This window comes from Cupriavidus gilardii, assembly GCF_013314895.1.
Lineage (GTDB): Bacteria > Pseudomonadota > Gammaproteobacteria > Burkholderiales > Burkholderiaceae > Cupriavidus > Cupriavidus gilardii_C.
In genome coordinates, this window is the sequence record NZ_JABTYE010000045.1 from 1 (window position 1) to 15,802 (window position 15,802).

At 68.5% G+C, this 15,802-nt stretch carries 14 protein-coding genes and 1 pseudogene; 3 read left to right on the plus strand and 12 right to left on the minus strand.

Annotation, left to right across the window (positions count from 1 at the left end; translation table 11 throughout):
- A partial coding sequence (locus HTY53_RS24215; protein WP_254600106.1) for a UdgX family uracil-DNA binding protein occupies positions 1 to 739 on the plus strand: 739 nt, incomplete at its 5' end.
- On the opposite strand, the gene HTY53_RS24220 is transcribed toward HTY53_RS24215, so the two are convergent.
- The 6 genes and pseudogenes from HTY53_RS24220 to HTY53_RS24245 form a co-directional block, all read right to left on the minus strand.
- Positions 736 to 1,119: a Na+/H+ antiporter subunit G gene (locus HTY53_RS24220; protein WP_174109136.1), complete on the minus strand. Its 384-nt coding sequence runs from the start codon at positions 1,117 to 1,119 to the stop codon at positions 736 to 738. The genes HTY53_RS24215 and HTY53_RS24220 overlap by 4 nt on opposite strands.
- 10 nt (positions 1,120 to 1,129) lie before the next feature.
- Positions 1,130 to 1,405 carry a K+/H+ antiporter subunit F gene (locus HTY53_RS24225; RefSeq protein WP_174109137.1) on the minus strand — a complete coding sequence of 92 codons (276 nt, stop codon included), beginning with the start codon at positions 1,403 to 1,405 and terminating at the stop codon, positions 1,130 to 1,132.
- The gene (locus HTY53_RS24230; protein WP_174109138.1) at positions 1,390 to 1,893 is read right to left on the minus strand and encodes a Na+/H+ antiporter subunit E; all 504 of its coding nucleotides are present in this window, start codon (positions 1,891 to 1,893) and stop codon (positions 1,390 to 1,392) included. The genes HTY53_RS24225 and HTY53_RS24230 overlap by 16 nt, the downstream gene beginning before the upstream one ends.
- A complete protein-coding gene (locus HTY53_RS24235; protein ID WP_174109139.1) occupies positions 1,890 to 3,440 on the minus strand; it encodes a monovalent cation/H+ antiporter subunit D in 1,551 nt (516 codons plus the stop codon). Before HTY53_RS24235 ends, HTY53_RS24230 begins: the two co-directional genes overlap by 4 nt.
- 131 nt (positions 3,441 to 3,571) lie before the next feature.
- Positions 3,572 to 3,892 (minus strand): annotated as a pseudogene (locus HTY53_RS24240) (Na+/H+ antiporter subunit C); the annotation flags it as partial.
- Positions 3,892 to 6,699, minus strand: coding sequence for a monovalent cation/H+ antiporter subunit A (locus tag HTY53_RS24245; protein WP_174109141.1), 2,808 nt, complete (start codon positions 6,697 to 6,699; stop codon positions 3,892 to 3,894). The pseudogene HTY53_RS24240 and the gene HTY53_RS24245, both read right to left, overlap by 1 nt.
- 383 nt (positions 6,700 to 7,082) lie before the next feature.
- Here HTY53_RS24245 and HTY53_RS24250 point away from each other — a divergent pair, with 383 nt between their 5' ends.
- On the plus strand, positions 7,083 to 7,511 hold the full coding sequence (locus HTY53_RS24250) for a hypothetical protein (protein ID WP_174109142.1): 429 nt from the start codon (positions 7,083 to 7,085) through the stop codon (positions 7,509 to 7,511).
- A 135-nt stretch (positions 7,512 to 7,646) separates the two neighbouring features.
- On the opposite strand, the gene HTY53_RS24255 is transcribed toward HTY53_RS24250, so the two are convergent.
- From HTY53_RS24255 to HTY53_RS24275, 5 genes are all read right to left on the minus strand, one after another.
- Positions 7,647 to 7,847, minus strand: a complete 201-nt coding sequence (locus HTY53_RS24255) for a hypothetical protein (RefSeq protein ID WP_174109143.1) — start codon at positions 7,845 to 7,847, stop codon at positions 7,647 to 7,649.
- Between the two features lie 36 nt (positions 7,848 to 7,883).
- Positions 7,884 to 8,333 (minus strand): PA2169 family four-helix-bundle protein, encoded by a 450-nt coding sequence (locus HTY53_RS24260; protein WP_053823726.1) that lies wholly within the window; start codon positions 8,331 to 8,333, stop codon positions 7,884 to 7,886.
- 219 nt (positions 8,334 to 8,552) lie between these two features.
- Entirely contained in the window at positions 8,553 to 9,149 is a 597-nt protein-coding gene (gene ribA, locus HTY53_RS24265) for a GTP cyclohydrolase II (protein WP_174109144.1), read from the minus strand.
- A 211-nt stretch (positions 9,150 to 9,360) separates the two neighbouring features.
- Positions 9,361 to 10,788 (minus strand): cardiolipin synthase, encoded by a 1,428-nt coding sequence (gene cls, locus HTY53_RS24270; RefSeq protein WP_174109145.1) that lies wholly within the window; start codon positions 10,786 to 10,788, stop codon positions 9,361 to 9,363.
- 283 nt (positions 10,789 to 11,071) lie between these two features.
- Positions 11,072 to 12,916, minus strand: a complete 1,845-nt coding sequence (locus tag HTY53_RS24275; RefSeq protein WP_174109146.1) for an EAL domain-containing protein — start codon at positions 12,914 to 12,916, stop codon at positions 11,072 to 11,074.
- Positions 12,917 to 13,326: 410 nt separating this feature from the next.
- Here HTY53_RS24275 and HTY53_RS24280 point away from each other — a divergent pair, with 410 nt between their 5' ends.
- Complete coding sequence (locus tag HTY53_RS24280; protein ID WP_368041070.1) at positions 13,327 to 14,829, plus strand: methyl-accepting chemotaxis protein; 1,503 nt, start codon at positions 13,327 to 13,329, stop codon at positions 14,827 to 14,829.
- Between the two features lie 23 nt (positions 14,830 to 14,852).
- On the opposite strand, the gene HTY53_RS24285 is transcribed toward HTY53_RS24280, so the two are convergent.
- Entirely contained in the window at positions 14,853 to 15,527 is a 675-nt protein-coding gene (locus tag HTY53_RS24285) for a hypothetical protein (protein ID WP_174109148.1), read from the minus strand.
- Between the last annotated feature and the right edge of the window lie 275 nt (positions 15,528 to 15,802).

Sequence of the window (15,802 nt, forward strand, 5' to 3'; positions counted from 1 at the left end):
ATCCCGCCCTACCCCACCCGACGACACGCCGGAGCCCTCCGACCAGCGGCCGGCCACCCTCGACGCCTGCCGCCGCTGCGATCTGTGGCGCAACGCGACTCACGGCGTGCCCGGCGACGGCCCGGCCCCGGCGCCGGTGATGGTGGTTGGCGAACAGCCCGGCAATCAGGAAGACCTCGCCGGCAAGGCCTTCGTCGGCCCGGCCGGCCGCCTGCTCGACGAAGCGTTCGCCAGGGCCGGCTTGTCGCGCGAGTCGGTATTCCTGACCAACGCGGTCAAACATTTCAAATGGGAGTTGCGCGGCAAGCGGCGGCTGCACAAGACCCCGGCACAGCGGGAAATCGAAGCGTGCGGCTATTGGCTCGAGGACGAATTCGAGCGGGTCGCGCCGCGCGTGGTGGTGGCGCTGGGCGCGACGGCGCTCAAGGCCGTGCTGGGCGTCAAAGCGATGGCGCTGCGCAAGGTGCTGGGCCAGCCGATCGAGCACGAAGGCCGCACCGTGATTCCAACCTACCACCCGTCCTATGCGTTGCGCGTGCCCGATCCCGCGGCGCGCGAGGCCGCCTTCGACGAAATCGTTTCGGCATTGAAGCTGGCCGCCAAATTCAGCGGCAAGGCGGCACGCAAGGGCACCGGCAGGACGGTCGCCAAACGGGCCGCTGCGCCGAGTCCCGAGCCCAAGGCCAAGTCATCCGCGCCCAAGCCCAGGCCCAGGCCCAGGCAGACACCAAACGCCTAGCGCGGCTCGACGCCGCCGTCGTCCTCCGGCCTGGACTCGGCGCCGCGATCGGTCAGCCACGGCCGGCCGCGCGTGACCGGATGGACCGGCACGCGCTGCTGCATCGCCGCCTTGGCCAGCATATGGGCGCTGATCGGGGCCGTCAGGAACAGGAAGGCGGTCAGCAGGATCTCGTGCAGGCTCCAGCCCTCTCCCTGGCTGCTGAAGTAGACCACCGAGGCGATCACTACGCCGCCGACGCCCAGCGTGGTCGATTTGGTCGGGCCATGCAGCCGCATGAAGAAGTCCGGCAGGCGCAGCAGGCCGATCGCGCCGACCAGCGTGAACAGGCTGCCGATCAGCAGCAGCGCGCAGACGATGGCTTCGAGGTAGAACGGCATCGCCCTCTCCCTACTTCAGTTCGATGATGTCGCCGCGCTGCAGATACTTGGTCAGCGCGACCGTGCCGATGAAGCCCATCACCGCCAGCAGCAGCGCGACCTCGAAGAACTGCGACGAGCCGAGCCAGATGCCGAACACCACGATCAGCGCGATCGCGTTGATGTTCAGCGTGTCCAGCGCGACGATGCGGTCCGGCAGGGTCGGGCCGATCAGCAGCCGCAGCAGCGTCAGCAGGAAGGCGATGCCGAGCATCGCCAGCGAAATCGGAATCACGACGGCAAGCATAGGAAGATCTCCCTCAAGGGCGCCTCGTAGCGCGACTTGATGCGCGCGATCATGTCGTCGGCATCGTCCAGGTCCAGCACATGGACCAGCAGACAGCGGCGATCGTCGCTCAGTTCGGCGCAGACGGTTCCCGGGCTCAAGGACACGATGCTGATCAGTGCGGTCAGCGCGATCTCGTGCTCGGACTCGAGCGGCAGTTCGATGAATGCCGGCTGCAGGCGCGCGCCGCGCACCAGCACCAGCCAGGCGACGTGCACGTTGGCGACGACGATGTCGACCGCGACATGCCAGATCAGACGCAACGCCAGCCACGGCCGCGCCAGCCGCAACGGCCGCAGCCACAGCCGCTGGCCCACGCGCAGGCCGATGGCCCAGGCCAGCAGCGCGCCGAGCAGCCAGTCGCCCGGCGCGGCGGCATTGCCGAGCAGCAGCCAGACCGCGAGCAGCATCGCGCTGAGCCAGGGATGGGGCAGCCAGCGGCGCATCATCGTGGCGGCTCCGTCGGCGCGGCCAGCACCGCGCGCGTGTAGGCGGCGCGGTCGAACAGTTGCAGCGCGGTCGCGTCGAGATAGACGGACAGGGGCCGCGCGAACACGACCAGCGCCACGCTGCAGGCCAGCAGCAAGGCACAGCAGACCAGCCTGGCGGCGTCGGGCCTGCGCGCGGGCGGCACCCGGGCATCGTGCCGCGTGACCATGCCGTGTTCATGGGCCGCGGCGGCTGCCGGCGCCTGCCACAGCAGCCGGCTGCCGGTGCGGCTGATCGCCACGATCAACACCAGGCTCGACAGGATCACCGCCGGCCACAGCACCACCGCGCCGTTCCAGCTGCCGTAGACCGGCACGGCCTGCATCAGCATGACCTTGCCGATGAAGCCGGACAACGGCGGCAGCCCGACCACCGCGATGGCCGCGGTCAGGTATAGCGTGCCGGCCAGCCGCGAGATGCCGCCCCCGACCGGCAGCCGGCCCGACGGCATCTCCAGCGCATCGGCCAGCAGGAACAGCGCCGCCGTGCCGACCGTCGTGCTGGCGAGGTAGTACAGCGTCGCGCTCCAGGCCTGCGGCGTCTGGATCGATACGCCGGCGGCCAGCAGCCCGACCGATACCAGCACCAGATAGCCGGTCAGCCGTTTCATCGAGCGCGCCGCCAGCGCGCCGCACGCGGCCAGCACCATCGTGACGATCGCCAGCCACCACAGCCATTGGTGCATGAAGCCGCCAAACCAGCCGCGCCCGCCATCGAACAGCAAGGCGTGGCAGCGCAGGATGGCGTAGATGCCGACCTTGGTCATGATCGCGAATAGCACGGCCACCGGGCCCGCCGCCGCGGCATAGGCGCGCGGCAACCAGAACGACAGCGGAAAGACCGCCGCCTTCAGCCCGAACACCAGCATCAGCATCGCGCCGGCCGCCATCGCGAGCGGCACCTCGGACGGGGCGAGCCGGACCAGCCGCTCGCCGAGATCGGCCATGTTCAGCGTGCCGGTGATGCCGTACAGCACGCCGATCGCCAGCAGGAAAAACGACGACCCGACCAGGTTCAACACGACGTAGTGCAGCCCCGCGCCGATCCGCTCGTTGCCGCCGCCGTGGACCAGCAGCGCATACGAGGCGATCAGCAGCACCTCGAAGAACACGAACAGGTTGAACAGGTCCCCGGCCAGGAAGGCCCCGTTCAGGCCCATCAGCTGGAACTGGAACAAGGCGTCGAAATGCCGGCCCGCACGGGTATCGCGCTCGCCCGCGCTCAGCACCGCGGCCGCGCCGAGCAAGGCCGTCAGCAGCAGCATCAGGGCCGCCAGCCGGTCCAGCTGCAGCACGATGCCGAACGGTGCAGCCCAGTTGCCGATCGCGTACACCGCGATGTCGCCGCTGGCCGCCTGGTCGAGCAAAGCCGCTGCGATCGGCAGCAACGCCAGCGTGGCCAGCACGCCGAGCCAGCGCGAGCCGGCACGCCAGCGGGCCGGCAGCACCACCAGCAGCCCGCCGCAGAACATGGGCAGCAGGATCGGCAACAGCATGGCGTGATTCATGACGCCTCCTCGTCGGCCGGGGATGGCGACATGGATGGCGACATGGATCCCGACGGCGACTGCCGCGATGCGCGCGCACGGTCGGCGTCCTCCGGCCGTTCGGGTTCGGGCCCGGACGAGATGGCATCGCCCGGCTCCTCGCCGTCGACATGATCGCTGCCGCGCAACGCCCGCGACCGCAGCGCCAGCACCATGATGAAGGCGGTCATGGCGAAGCCGATCACGATCGCGGTCAGCACCAGCGCCTGCGGCAACGGATCGGCGTACTGCGCGCCGGGCGCGATGATCGGCGGCTTGCCGGTGGCAAGCCGGCCCATGCCGAGCAGGAACAGCGTCACCGCATAAGTCAGCAGCGTCAGCCCGAGCACCACCGAGAAGGTGCGGGCGCGCAGCACCAGATAGAACCCGCAGGCGGCGAGCACACCGACGGCGGCGGCAAATACGGCTTCCATCAGACGGTCTCCGCAAGCTGGCGCGCGGCAGCTACCCGCTTGTCGCGCACACCTAGATGGGACACGATGAGCAGCACGGTGCCGACCACGGTCAGATAGACGCCCAGATCGAACAGCAAGGCGGTGGCCAGTTCGATCTCGCCGATCCAGGGCAGATGAAAGTGCCCGAAGGCGGTGGTCAGATACGGATAGCCGAAGGCCCAGCTGCCCAGGCCCACCAGCCCGGCGAGCAGGATGCCCGCCCCCGCGATCGCGCGATGGTGCAGCGTGATGCGAGATTCGGTCCACAGCACGCCGCTGGCGATGTACTGCAGCAGCAGCGCGACCGCGGTGATCAGCGCGGCAACGAAGCCGCCGCCGGGCAGCTGATGCCCGCGCAGCAGCATGAAGATCGCCACCAGCATCGTCAACGGCAGCATCAGCCGCGCCAGGATGGCCAGCAGCAGCGGATGGCTCTGGCGCGACCATGGCATGTCGTTGGGGCCCGCGGTCGGGGCCGGCAGGCGCAGGCCCTTGAGCAGCGCATGCACGCCGAGGCCGGCAATCAGCAGCACGCAGATCTCGCCCAGCGTATCGAAGCCGCGGAAGTCGACCAGAATCACGTTGACGACGTTGTGCCCGCCGCCGCCCGGCACGCTCTGCGCGATGAAGAAGTCGGCGATGGTCTGGTGCGGGCGTGTCATCACCGCGAAGGCGGCCACGCCCACGGTGCCGCCGCCGGCCAGCGCCAGCGCGGCATCGCGCAGATGCCGCGCGGTCCCCGCCCGCTCGGGCAGGTCGGCCGGCAGGAAGTACAGCGCGAGCACCAGCAGGATGATGGTCACCACCTCGACCGAGATCTGCGTCAGCGCCAGATCGGGGGCGGAGAAGCGCGTGAAGGCCAGCGCCACCATCAGCCCGCACAGGCTTGCCATCAGCAGCGCGACCAGGCGCTGCCGGCGCGCGGCCACCACCGCGCAGGCGCCGAGCGCCAGCAAGACCAGTCCGGTCGCGGTGACCGGGTCCACCGGCGCCAGCGCAACCGGCCCCTGGGCCCGCTCCAGCTCGAACAGATAGCGCGCCGGCAGCAGCACCATCGCCGCGATCGCGAAGGCCAGATAGCGCTGCAGCGAGCCGTTCTCGAACAACAGCGCCAGCCGGCCGGACGCGCGCTCGATGCGTTCGATCGCATCCTCGAAGCGGTCGCGCGCATTCAACTGCGGCAGCTTCGCGTGATAGTGGCGGAACGAATCGCGGCGCAGAAAGAACAGCGCGCCGCCGGCCGCCATCGACAAGGCGCTCATCGCCAGCGGCAGATTGAAGCCATGCCAGGGGCTCAGGCTATAGATCGGCAACGGCGCACCCATGGTGCCGCGCGCGGCCGCATCGAGCAGGCCGGCCACGGTGTGGTTCGGAAACAGCCCCACCACCAGGCAGGTCACCACCAGGATCTCCACGGGAATCTTCATCCAGCGCGGCGGCTCGTGCGGCGGATAATGCGGCAGATCGTCGGGCTCGCCGTCGAAGAACACGCCATGGATGAAGCGCAGCGAGTACGCGACCGTCAGCGCGCCGGCCGCGGTGGCGAGCGCCGGAATGGTCCAGTTGAACGGCCCCAGCAGCCCTTGCGCGAGGGTTTCGCCAAAGAACATCTCCTTGCTGAGGAAGCCGTTGAGCAGCGGCACGCCGGCCATCGCCAGCGAGGCGACGATCGCCAGCAGCGCGGTGTGCGGCATGTAGCGGCGCAATCCGCGCAGGCGGCCCAGATCGCGCGTGCCGGTCTCGTGGTCGATGATGCCGGCCGCCATGAAGAGCGAGGCCTTGAACACCGCGTGGTTCATGATATGGAACAGCGCGGCGACCGTGCTCAGGCCGGTGTCGAGCCCGAACAGCAGCGTGATCAAACCCAGATGGCTGATCGTCGAATACGCCAGCAGCCCCTTCAGATCCCGTTGCAGCAGCGCCATGCCGGCGCCGATCACCAGCGTGGCAAGGCCGGTCAGGCTCAGCATGTAGAACCACCAGTCGGTGCCCTCGAGCACCGGATACAGCCGCGCCAGCAGAAACACGCCGGCCTTGACCATGGTGGCCGAATGCAGATACGCCGAGACCGGGGTCGGTGCCGCCATCGCGTGCGGCAGCCAGAAGTGGAACGGGAACTGGGCCGACTTGGTGAAGACCGCCAGCAGCACCAGCACGATCATCGGCGGATACAGCGGATGCTTCTGCACGGTGCCGGCGCTGGCGATCACATCGGACAGTTCCATGCTGCCGCAGATATGGCCGAGCAGCAGCACCCCGGCGAGCAGCGCCAGGCCGCCGCCGCCGGTGACCGTCAGCGCCATGCGCGCGCCCTTGCGCGCATCGGAGCGATACGACCAGAAGCCGATCAGCAGGAAGGAGACGATGCTGGTCAGCTCCCAGAACACGACCAGCAGCAGCAGATTGCTCGACAGCACCACGCCGAGCATCGCCGCCATGAACAGCAGCAGCAGCGCAAAGAAGCGTGCGGTCGATTGGCTGCGCGACAGGTAATAGCGCGCGTACAGCAGCACCAGCAGGCCGATGCCGAGCACCAGCACCGAAAAGGCATAGGACAGGCCGTCCAGCCGGAAGCTCAGCGCGAAGCCCAGGCTGTCGAGCCACGGCATGCGCCACGCCAGCACCTCCCCGCTGAAGATCTCGTGCCGCACGCTCAGCAGCAAGGCCAGCCCGATCATCGGTGTGCCCAGCACCAGCGGCGCCGTCAGCGGGCGCAGATGGCGGCCGAACAGCGGCGTCAGCATGGCCGCGCCCAGCGGCAGCGCGATCAGCCACAGCATCACCATCTGCCGTCTCCGACAGAGCGTGCAGGAAGGCGAATGGAAGGCGGCAGGCCAGGCGGTGCCAAGGATCGAGAGCGCAACATGAGGCCTATTGTGCCGCATGACGCCGCGGTCGCGGCGATCGTTATGTCTGCCCTAAAAATAATTCAGATCGCATGCGGCTCGCGAAACGCTGTCTCGCATGCCGCACCGGGCTTGTCACCGCATTCCAAAGATCGCGGCCATTCGGGATAGCACGAGGTTGGATCGCGCCCCGGCACCTACATATACTGGCATGCAGCCTGCAAATGCCGGCCGCAGACGCATCGTCCACGAGCATGCACACGCACCGCGCCGCTACCCCTGCCGCGCGGGACGCCCGCACAACACCGAACCGGGAGCGGAGAATGGGGATGCTGACCGAAGAACAATACCAAGCCACGCAGGAATCGCGCCGCGCCGGACTGCGCGCGCTGCGCGCGGCGCTGCTGAAATCCCACAAGGAGATCATCCAGCACGACCGTAACGAATATGAACGCCTCTACGGCCCGATTCCCGCGGGCCAGTTCGTGCAGATCGTCACCGAGGACAACTACTTCCGCTGGCTCGACCCGCTGTCGCGCCTGATCGTCGAGATCGACGAGGAACTCGACGGGCCGATGCACCACGACGGCACCTGCCGTGCGGTGGCCGAGGCGGCGGCGCGGCTGTTCAGCACGCAGGGCGACCCCGCGTTCCGCGAGCGCTATCACGAGGCGCTGCAGGAGGAGCCCGCGGTCACCGTGGCGCACGGACAACTGATGTCGGTAATCGCACAACTTCGCAAGCTGCCCTAGCGGTCGCACAAGACAAGACGCGGGAGCCTTGCGGCTCCCGCGTTTGTTTGGCGACACCGCCGTCTCCCCCCGAACGCGGGGACCCGGTGACCCTTGAAGTCGCCGGATTCCCGCATTCGGGGAATGACGCGACGATCAGCTGCTCTTGCCGCCGCTGGCCTTGCCGGCCTGGCCCTCGCCGTCCTCCTTGTCGGGTTCGACGGCGATCGGATCGCTGGCCGGGAACGTTTCCTCGAGCGCCTCGTCCAGATTGCGCTCGGTGCGGTCGTCGGCCGCGCCCTCCTCGCCGTGCTTGCCGGGACGAGAAACGGATTCAAGGTTGCCGGGTTGGCTCATCGTCCATCTCCTTCGGGTGGAAGCGGCCGAGGCCGCTCAGGTCGCGCGATAGCGGTTGCGCAGATCGCGAACCAGATCGTGGTTGCGCAGCACGCCGTGATACTGGCGTTCGATCAGCGCGCGCACTTCGAAGCTCAGATCGTCGTGCTGCAGGGCATCGGCGTACTTCTTCTTGGCCACGTCCTCGCCGCGCTCGCACTCCTCCAGAATAGACAGATCGGTGCGGTTCGCGACAGCGCTGCGCAGGCTGACCCAGCCGCGATGCAAAGCGCCGGCCACGCTGCCGCCCTCTTCCGGCCGGCCGCCCAGCGCGATCACCTGCGACTGCAGCTCACGGATGGCGGCGCCGATCTCGGTCGCGCGGCTGGTGAACAGTTCCTTCAGCTCAGGATTGGTGGCGTCCTCGGCGGCCTTCAGAAACCCTTGCTCGCCGTCGCGCGACACCTCGATCAGATCGTTGAGCACATCGACGTTCTTGTCTGCCATGGCGACTCCTCGTTATCGTGATGCCGCCGCATGCCGCGGCGGCGGTTGCAGGACGTATGCAGCGAGGCTGCAAAACGGCGCGCACCGCAAGCGGTGCGTCCATGCATTCACGATAAGAGAAGCGGCCGAGCCGGACTGTAAGCAGGCTCCCCGAGCGGTTGTCGGTCGATGCCTACAGGGTTCCCCCCGAGGGCCGGCGAGCCGATACGCAAGGCGAAGTCAGTCGAGCAGATGGCCCAGCCGCACGCGCTTGGTGGCCAGGTATTTTTCGTTTTCGGCGTTGGCCGGCACGCTGTGGCGCAGCTGCTCGAGCACGGTGATGCCGGCCTCTTCGAGCTGCTGCCGCTTGCGCGGATTGTTGCTCATCAGCCGGATCGACTGGATGCCGAGCTGGCGCAGCAGATCGGCGGCAAAGGCATAGGTGCGCGAGTCGACCGCCTGTCCCAGCGCCAGATTGGCATCGACGGTGTCGAGCCCGCCATCCTGCAGACTGTACGCACGGATCTTGTGGCCCAGGCCGATGCCGCGGCCTTCGTGGCCGCGCAGGTACAGCACGATGCCGCGGCCCTCGGCGGCGATGCGCTCCATCGCCAGCGCCAGCTGTTCGCCGCAGTCGCAGCGGCACGAACCGAATACGTCGCCGGTCAGGCATTCCGAATGCAGCCGCGTCAACACGCCCGCGCCGGCGATATCGCCGACGCTGAGCGCCAGGTGTTCCGTCCCGCTGGTCACGCCCTTGAAGGCGTGAGCGGTGAACTCGCCGAAGCGGGTCGGCAGCCGTGCCGAACCGACCAGCGTGATTTCCGTGTCGTTCATATCATCTTGCCAATGCGTGTGCGCGGGATGCCGTGTCAGCGGCCGGGGAGTGGGTCCCGGGAGATTGCGCTGCGGCTCTGTCCTGCCTGCCGGGCCCCGTTCCGGAGGCCATGCCAGGGGGCGCCTGACGGCAAGGATACCGCGAATCGGCAAAGGGCCGCTCGAGGCCCCGTGCCGGCCCCATCACCCGCAGGGCTTTCGCCGGCCGCCGCTACAGGATCGGCGCGAACAGCTTGGCCACATGCATTGCCACGCGGCGCAGCGGCGGCGCGGCCAGATATTCGTCGCGGCCGATCTCGCGTGCCTGGGCGAAATCGGCCAGCAGCATGCCCTCGACCTGGCTGGCGAAGTCGCGGTCCGCCGTCATCACGGTCAGCTCGAAATTGAGCCGGAACGAGCGGTTGTCGAGATTGGCAGTGCCCACCGCGGCCAGCTCGTCGTCGATCAGCATCACCTTCTGATGCAGGAAGCCGGGTATATAGCGGTAGATGCGGATGCCCGCGCAGATTGCCTGATAGGCATACAGCGTCGAGGCGGCGAACACCACCTTGTGGTCGGCGCGTCCCGGCATCAGGATGCGCACGTCGACGCCGCGCAGCACAGCCAGCCGCAGCACCGCGAACACTGCCTCGTCCGGGACGAAGTACGGCGTGGTGATCCACAGCCGCGTGCGCGCGGCCTGGATCGCCTCGACGAAGAACAGCGAGCAGGTCTCCTGCGAATCGGCCGGGCCGCTCGGCACCACCTGGCACACCATGTCGCCGGCCGGTTCGGGCGGCGGCAGCAGCAGCGTCGGCACCTCGCGCGACGCCCAGTACCAGTCCTCGGCGAAGGTCATCTGCAGGTCGAGCACCGCCGGGCCGCGCACCTCGATATGGGTATCGCGCCAGGGCGCCAGCGGCGGCTTCAGGCCCATGTATTCGTTGCCGACATTGTGTCCGCCGATGAAGGCCCGCTCGCCATCGACGGCCACCAGCTTGCGATGATTGCGGAAGTTCAGCTGGAAACGATTGACGAAGCCGCGATGCGGTGCGAACGCGCTGACCTTGACGCCGCATGCGGCCATGCGGCGCACGTAGTGGCCCGGCAAGGCATGGCACCCGATGCTGTCGTACAGGAAATAGACCTCGACGCCCGCAGCGGCGCGCTCGCACAGCAGCGCCTGCAGCTCGCGCCCGAGTTCGTCGTCATGGACGATGAAGAACTGCACCAGCGCGACGCGGCGCGCCGACTTCAACGCGGCGAAGATCGCCGTGAAAGTGGCCGGTCCATCGACCAGCAGTCGCACATGGTTGCCCGACAGGCAATGCAGCCCGGTGAGCCTTGGCAGTGCGCGCAGCCCGGGATGATGCGGCTGCCGAACGATGCAGGCCTCGCGCTCGCGCGGCTCCATGCCATGGCGCAGCTCGCGCATCTGCTCGCGATAGAAGCGCCGCGCATTGACATAACCGACGAAATTGCTGCTGCCGAAGACCAGGTACGGCACCAGCGCCAGATACGGCATCATCAGCAGCGAGCCGGCCCAGGCGATCGCGCCGGGCGCGGTTCGCACCGTCATCACGGCATGCATCGCGGCAAACACGCCGACCACGTGGAAACACAGGACAATCGTCGCGACAACGCTGGTGCTCAATAACATCGGCTGCCATCCGCTGCGGAATCCGGTTGAACGATGAACGGTGAAAACGGTGAATCTTGAACACTGAACTGCCGCGCATTGTGGCATAGGCGGCCCGCATCGCGGCCGTCCATGTATGCGACATGGCGAGGCTCACCGCATCGACGCCGCCCTTTGCATTTTTTTTAGGCAGTCCGATGGCGCGACGCGCCGGCGCGCGCCTGGGGCCGGCCCCGGTCGGGTTATCCACACAATCTGTGGATAACCCGAACACCCGTTCGCCGCCCGGCCGCATGCCGGTCGCTCAATGTGGACGGCCCTCGGGCGGCTCGTCCGACGAAGCGGCCGCCGCCAGTGTCGGCGCCAGATCGACCACCGCAAAACCGCTCGGGTCCTTCTTGGCGTCGCGCTTGGCCGCGGCCGCGGCGACCGCGATATGGCTGCTGCCCAGACGCCAGCCGTCGGTCTCGGTGCGCGCGACGCCGTGGGCCACGCGAACCGCGCCGATGGCCATGCTGACCATCGGGAAGAACGCGGTGCGGCCATGCCGGTCCTCGCCATGGATGCCTCCCGCCGCGCGGTCGTCGGCATGGTACAGCTCGCGCGCGGCGCGGTTGAAGCGCGCGATCGCGCCACGCGCGCGCTGGCTCCAGTCGGGGCTCTGGTACAGCACCAGGAAGTCGTCGCCGCCGACATGGCCGAGGAAGTCGCGCACCGGATCGCAGGCATCGGCAAGAATCGCGGCGGCGCCCTTGATCATCTCGTCGCCCTTCCAGTAGCCGTACTGATCGTTGAAGGGCTTGAAGTGGTTCAGATCGACATAACAGGCGCAGAACGCCGCGCCCGCATCGAGCAGCCGGTCGACATGCTGGTTCAGCGGAATGTTGCCGGGCAGGAAAGTCAGCGGATTGGCATAGCGCGCGGCCTCCATGCGGATCTCGGTGACGGCGCGGATCAGATCGGCGCCCGTGCCCAGTCCCGCATAGCGGCCATCGTCGGTGATGATGAAGCCGTCGGCCAGATGGCGCTGGTTGCCGCTGGACAGACTCTTCGCCATGGTTTCGATAGTCGCGCTGCGATCGAAGCAGACCGGCTCGCGATGCGCCATCAGGATGCAGGCTTTCTTGCCGTACAGCTCGCGATGAAACGGCGCGGCATAGCGGTCGATGAAGCTTTGCCGGTTGATGATGCCGATCGGCCTGCCGTCGGGATCGACGACGGCCAGCGCATGCAGACCGGGATTGGCATGGAACAGTGCCAGCACCTCGTTGTTGGTCTGTTCCGGCGTCACCGTCGGCGCGCGGCGCAGCAGCTTGCCCGCACTGGGGCCGGTCCATCCCGAGCGCACCACCTGCGGAAACACCGCGATCTGCCGCGAGCCCAGCGCCTGCACCACGTCCTCCGGCGGCGCTTGCGACGGCTCCGGCAAAGGCCGGCCCAGCAGATAGCCCTGGCCGAACGGCACACCGAGGTCGCGCAGCACCGCCAGCTCCTCGTTGTCCTCGATGCCTTCGGCGATCACGCTGGTGCCAAGCGCATCGGCCAGGCTCAGCACCGTGCGCATCAGCTCGAGCCGCCGCGAGCATGAGGCCACGCCGTGTACCAGCGACTTGTCCAGCTTGATGAATTGCGGCGTCAGTTGAACCAGCAGATCGAGGTTGGCATGGCCGGTGCCGAAATCGTCCAGCGCATAGCGCAGCCCCAGATCGCGCAGCACCGCCATCGCACCGGCGAACGCCGCGATGTCGCCGATGCGGGTCTGCTCGGTCAGCTCGATCACGACACGCGCCGGCGCTACCGTGCTTGCCAGCAGCGCGGCCATGCCGCGGCCATGATCGGCCAGCAGATGGCGCAGCGTCATCGGACTGAAATTGACGAACAGCAGCCCGGGCAAGCGCAGTTCGGCGAAGCGGGCCAGCGCCGCGCGGGCCGCCTGCACTTCCAGCGCCATCGTATCGGCGGGGCTGGCCGCCAGCCGGAACAGCGCTTCGGGCGAGGCCAGCGGCGATCCCTCGGGCCCTCGCAACAGCGCCTCGTAGCCGAGCAGATCGGCCGACTCGAAGCGCACGATCGGCTGAAAGACGGCGCGCAGCGGCGGCAGGCGCATCGGCGCAGCCGCTGCGCCGGATTCGATCACGGCAACGGACATGGGGATCTCGACAACGGTGGCAGGGACGCCGGGATGCACGCGGCGACCGCGCATCGGGGCTTCTGGCCTGGGGCCGGCGTGGACGATACGCCGGCAAGGCAAGCCATTTCATGACGTTCACATGACAGCCATATGACAACCCCGCCGCATGGCGGGACGTCATGGCGACGTCACATCGCCTTGCCAGCATCGGAGCCAAAACAACAATTCACGGGCGCCGCATGCGGCGGGGGAAAACCATGTTGCAAGGGTTCAGAACGGGGCTGCCGCGTTTGCGGTCGAGGTTGGGAACGGGGATCGCGGCGGTCAGGGGCAGCGCTGCCACGGCAGCAGCGGGGCCTGCCGACGGTGCGCCGGCAGCGCGAAGGCGCGGGCGCCTGCCGCTCGCCGCGCGGCTCGGCACGGCGTTCGTGCTGGTCTACCTGTTCGGCGCCGCTGCCGCAGTCAGCGGCATCGTCAATCTGGTCGCGCTGAAGGAGAAGACCGACACGCTGTATCAGCGCGACATGCGCGGGGCGGTGGCCGCGGAGCGCGCGCAATCCGCGCTTGCCGGCCTGGGACATGCCCAATTGGCGCTGACGATGGCCACCAGCACGGCCGAGCGCGATACCGCCGCACAGCAGATCGCGCAGGCCCTGCAGACGCTGGACACCACGCTGTCCGGTGTCGGTCGCGCGGCACCGGATCAGGCCGAGGCGCTGGCGCGCGAGCGTGCCGAGGCCGCGCAGTCGATGCAGGGCTATGTCGAGCTGCTGCGAAAGCAGCCGCTGGATGCGCTGCAGTTCGACAGCGCCGTCTCCGTCGAAGGCCACTTCGTCGCCGAGCAGCTGGCGAAGCTGGGCAAGCAGATCGAGCAGGCGCGTACCCGTCTCGAGAAGCAGGCCGCCGACACGGTGGCCTCGGTATCGGCGAGCCAGGCCCGCGCGCAGTGGATCACGATGGGGATGCTGGCAGCGAGCCTGGCCGCCGCCGCGGTGCTCGCATGGCGCGCCGCGCGCGCACTGCTGGCCGAGCTTGGCGGCGAACCGCGCGAGGCCGCCGACGCGGCGCGGCGCATTGCCGCCGGCGATCTGACCGGCGACGAGCGTCTGCGCCGGCGCGGCACCCGCGGCCTGCTGCAGGACCTGGCCGCAATGCGCGACGCGCTGGCCGCGATGCTCGCGCGCATCCAGGCCTCGGCGCGACAGATCCATGGCGCCAGCGAACAGATCGCCGCGGCCAATCGCGATCTATCGGAACGCACCGGCCGCCAGCTGGCCGCGGTCGACGAGGCGGCCACCAGCATCGGCGAGTTGCGCGGGCTGGTCGAGCAGATCCACGTACGCGCGCACGAGTCCAGCGCGATGGCGAGCCAGGCCCGCGATGCGGTCGGTACCGGCAGCGCGGTGGTGCGCAGCATGCGCGCCTCGATGGATGCGGTACAGGCGCGTTCGCGCGACATCTCCGAAGTGGTGGGCGTGCTGCAGGGCATCGCGTTCCAGACCAATCTGCTGGCACTGAATGCGGCGGTCGAAGCCGCGCGCGCCGGCGCGGCCGGACGCGGTTTTGCCGTGGTCGCCAACGAAGTGCGTGCGCTGGCCCAACGCAGCGCGCAGTCGGCCCGCGATATCGGCGCGCTGCTTGGGGAGGCCACGCGCGACATCGAGGCCGGCGTCCGCCACAGCGGCGACGTCGAACAGGCGATGGTGGCGATCGAACAGGCGGTGCTGCGCAGCCATACACTGGCCGAGCGGCTCAATGGCCTGGCCGAGCAGCAGGCTGCCGGCATTGCCGTGGTCGACGATGCCGTGGCCCGGCTCGATGGCACCAGCCGGCAGAACGCGGAGTTGGTGACCACGGTGGCGCAGCAAGCCGAATCGCTCGATTGGCAGGCGGCCGAACTGGCCTCGGATGTGGGCCGCTTCCGCTTCTGAGCGGAGCGCGGCCCGGCGATGGACTAGCGCGCCTGGACCGCGGCCGGCTGCGGCACGGGCTGGCTGTTCCCCTCGGGAACGGGGCCGGACACGGCGCCCGACGGTGGGACGGCAGCCGCCACCACCGCGTAGCACGGCGCATGCGGCGGCACCGGCCGCGCCCAGGGCTCCGGCTCGACCAGCTGCGTACGCGCCTGCGTGAACGCCTTCAGATGGTCGGCCTTCGTCGGACTGGCGCCATAGAGCAGCGCCTGCAGCTGTGGGCCCTCGCCGAGCGCGCCGACATCGCAATCGGCATGGAAAGCGACGGCGGCGCGCAGCGCCACGTCCCGGCGCTGATCCTCGTTCAGCGGCCGTACCGCGCAATGTTCCAGCTTGCCGCTGAACACCCGCCTTGCGATCGTCCGCAGCCAGCCGCTCTCGCTGGCTATGACCGCATGGCAACCCATCGTGCGCAGGACTTGTCGATCCGGTGGCAGCTGCCGCACAGCCGTGCGGCGCTCCATTCCCAGCCATGACAACACGCGGTTCCACCGGCTCAGCTCGCGGCGCGGCGTGTAGGTAATGCGATAGGTATTGCCGCGCAAGGTCAGATGCAGGTTGCGGCGGATGTCGTCGGTGTCGCAGGCGTGCTTGAACAGCTGCAAAGCCTGCATGGCGCGGTGATGGGGAGCGGAGAGATCGGTACTCATGGACATGGCAGCAACTCGTTGAGACAAACGGTAGGCGCCGAGGATCGCCCGGCAGCATCGCGTTGCGCTATCAATCGGGACGCTGTGCTTGCGGTTCCTGGCAATCCGTTGCAAATAACGGCGGCTGCAGCACACATGGTTCTGCAGTGCAGAACACCGATTCTGCATTGCGGTTGACGACGCCATCGAACGATGTAACCATCGCGGACACACCAAGCCGGCGGCCACGCCGGCAACGCCATTCCGGAGACCTCGATGAGCAGCACCGCCCGCGCCGACTC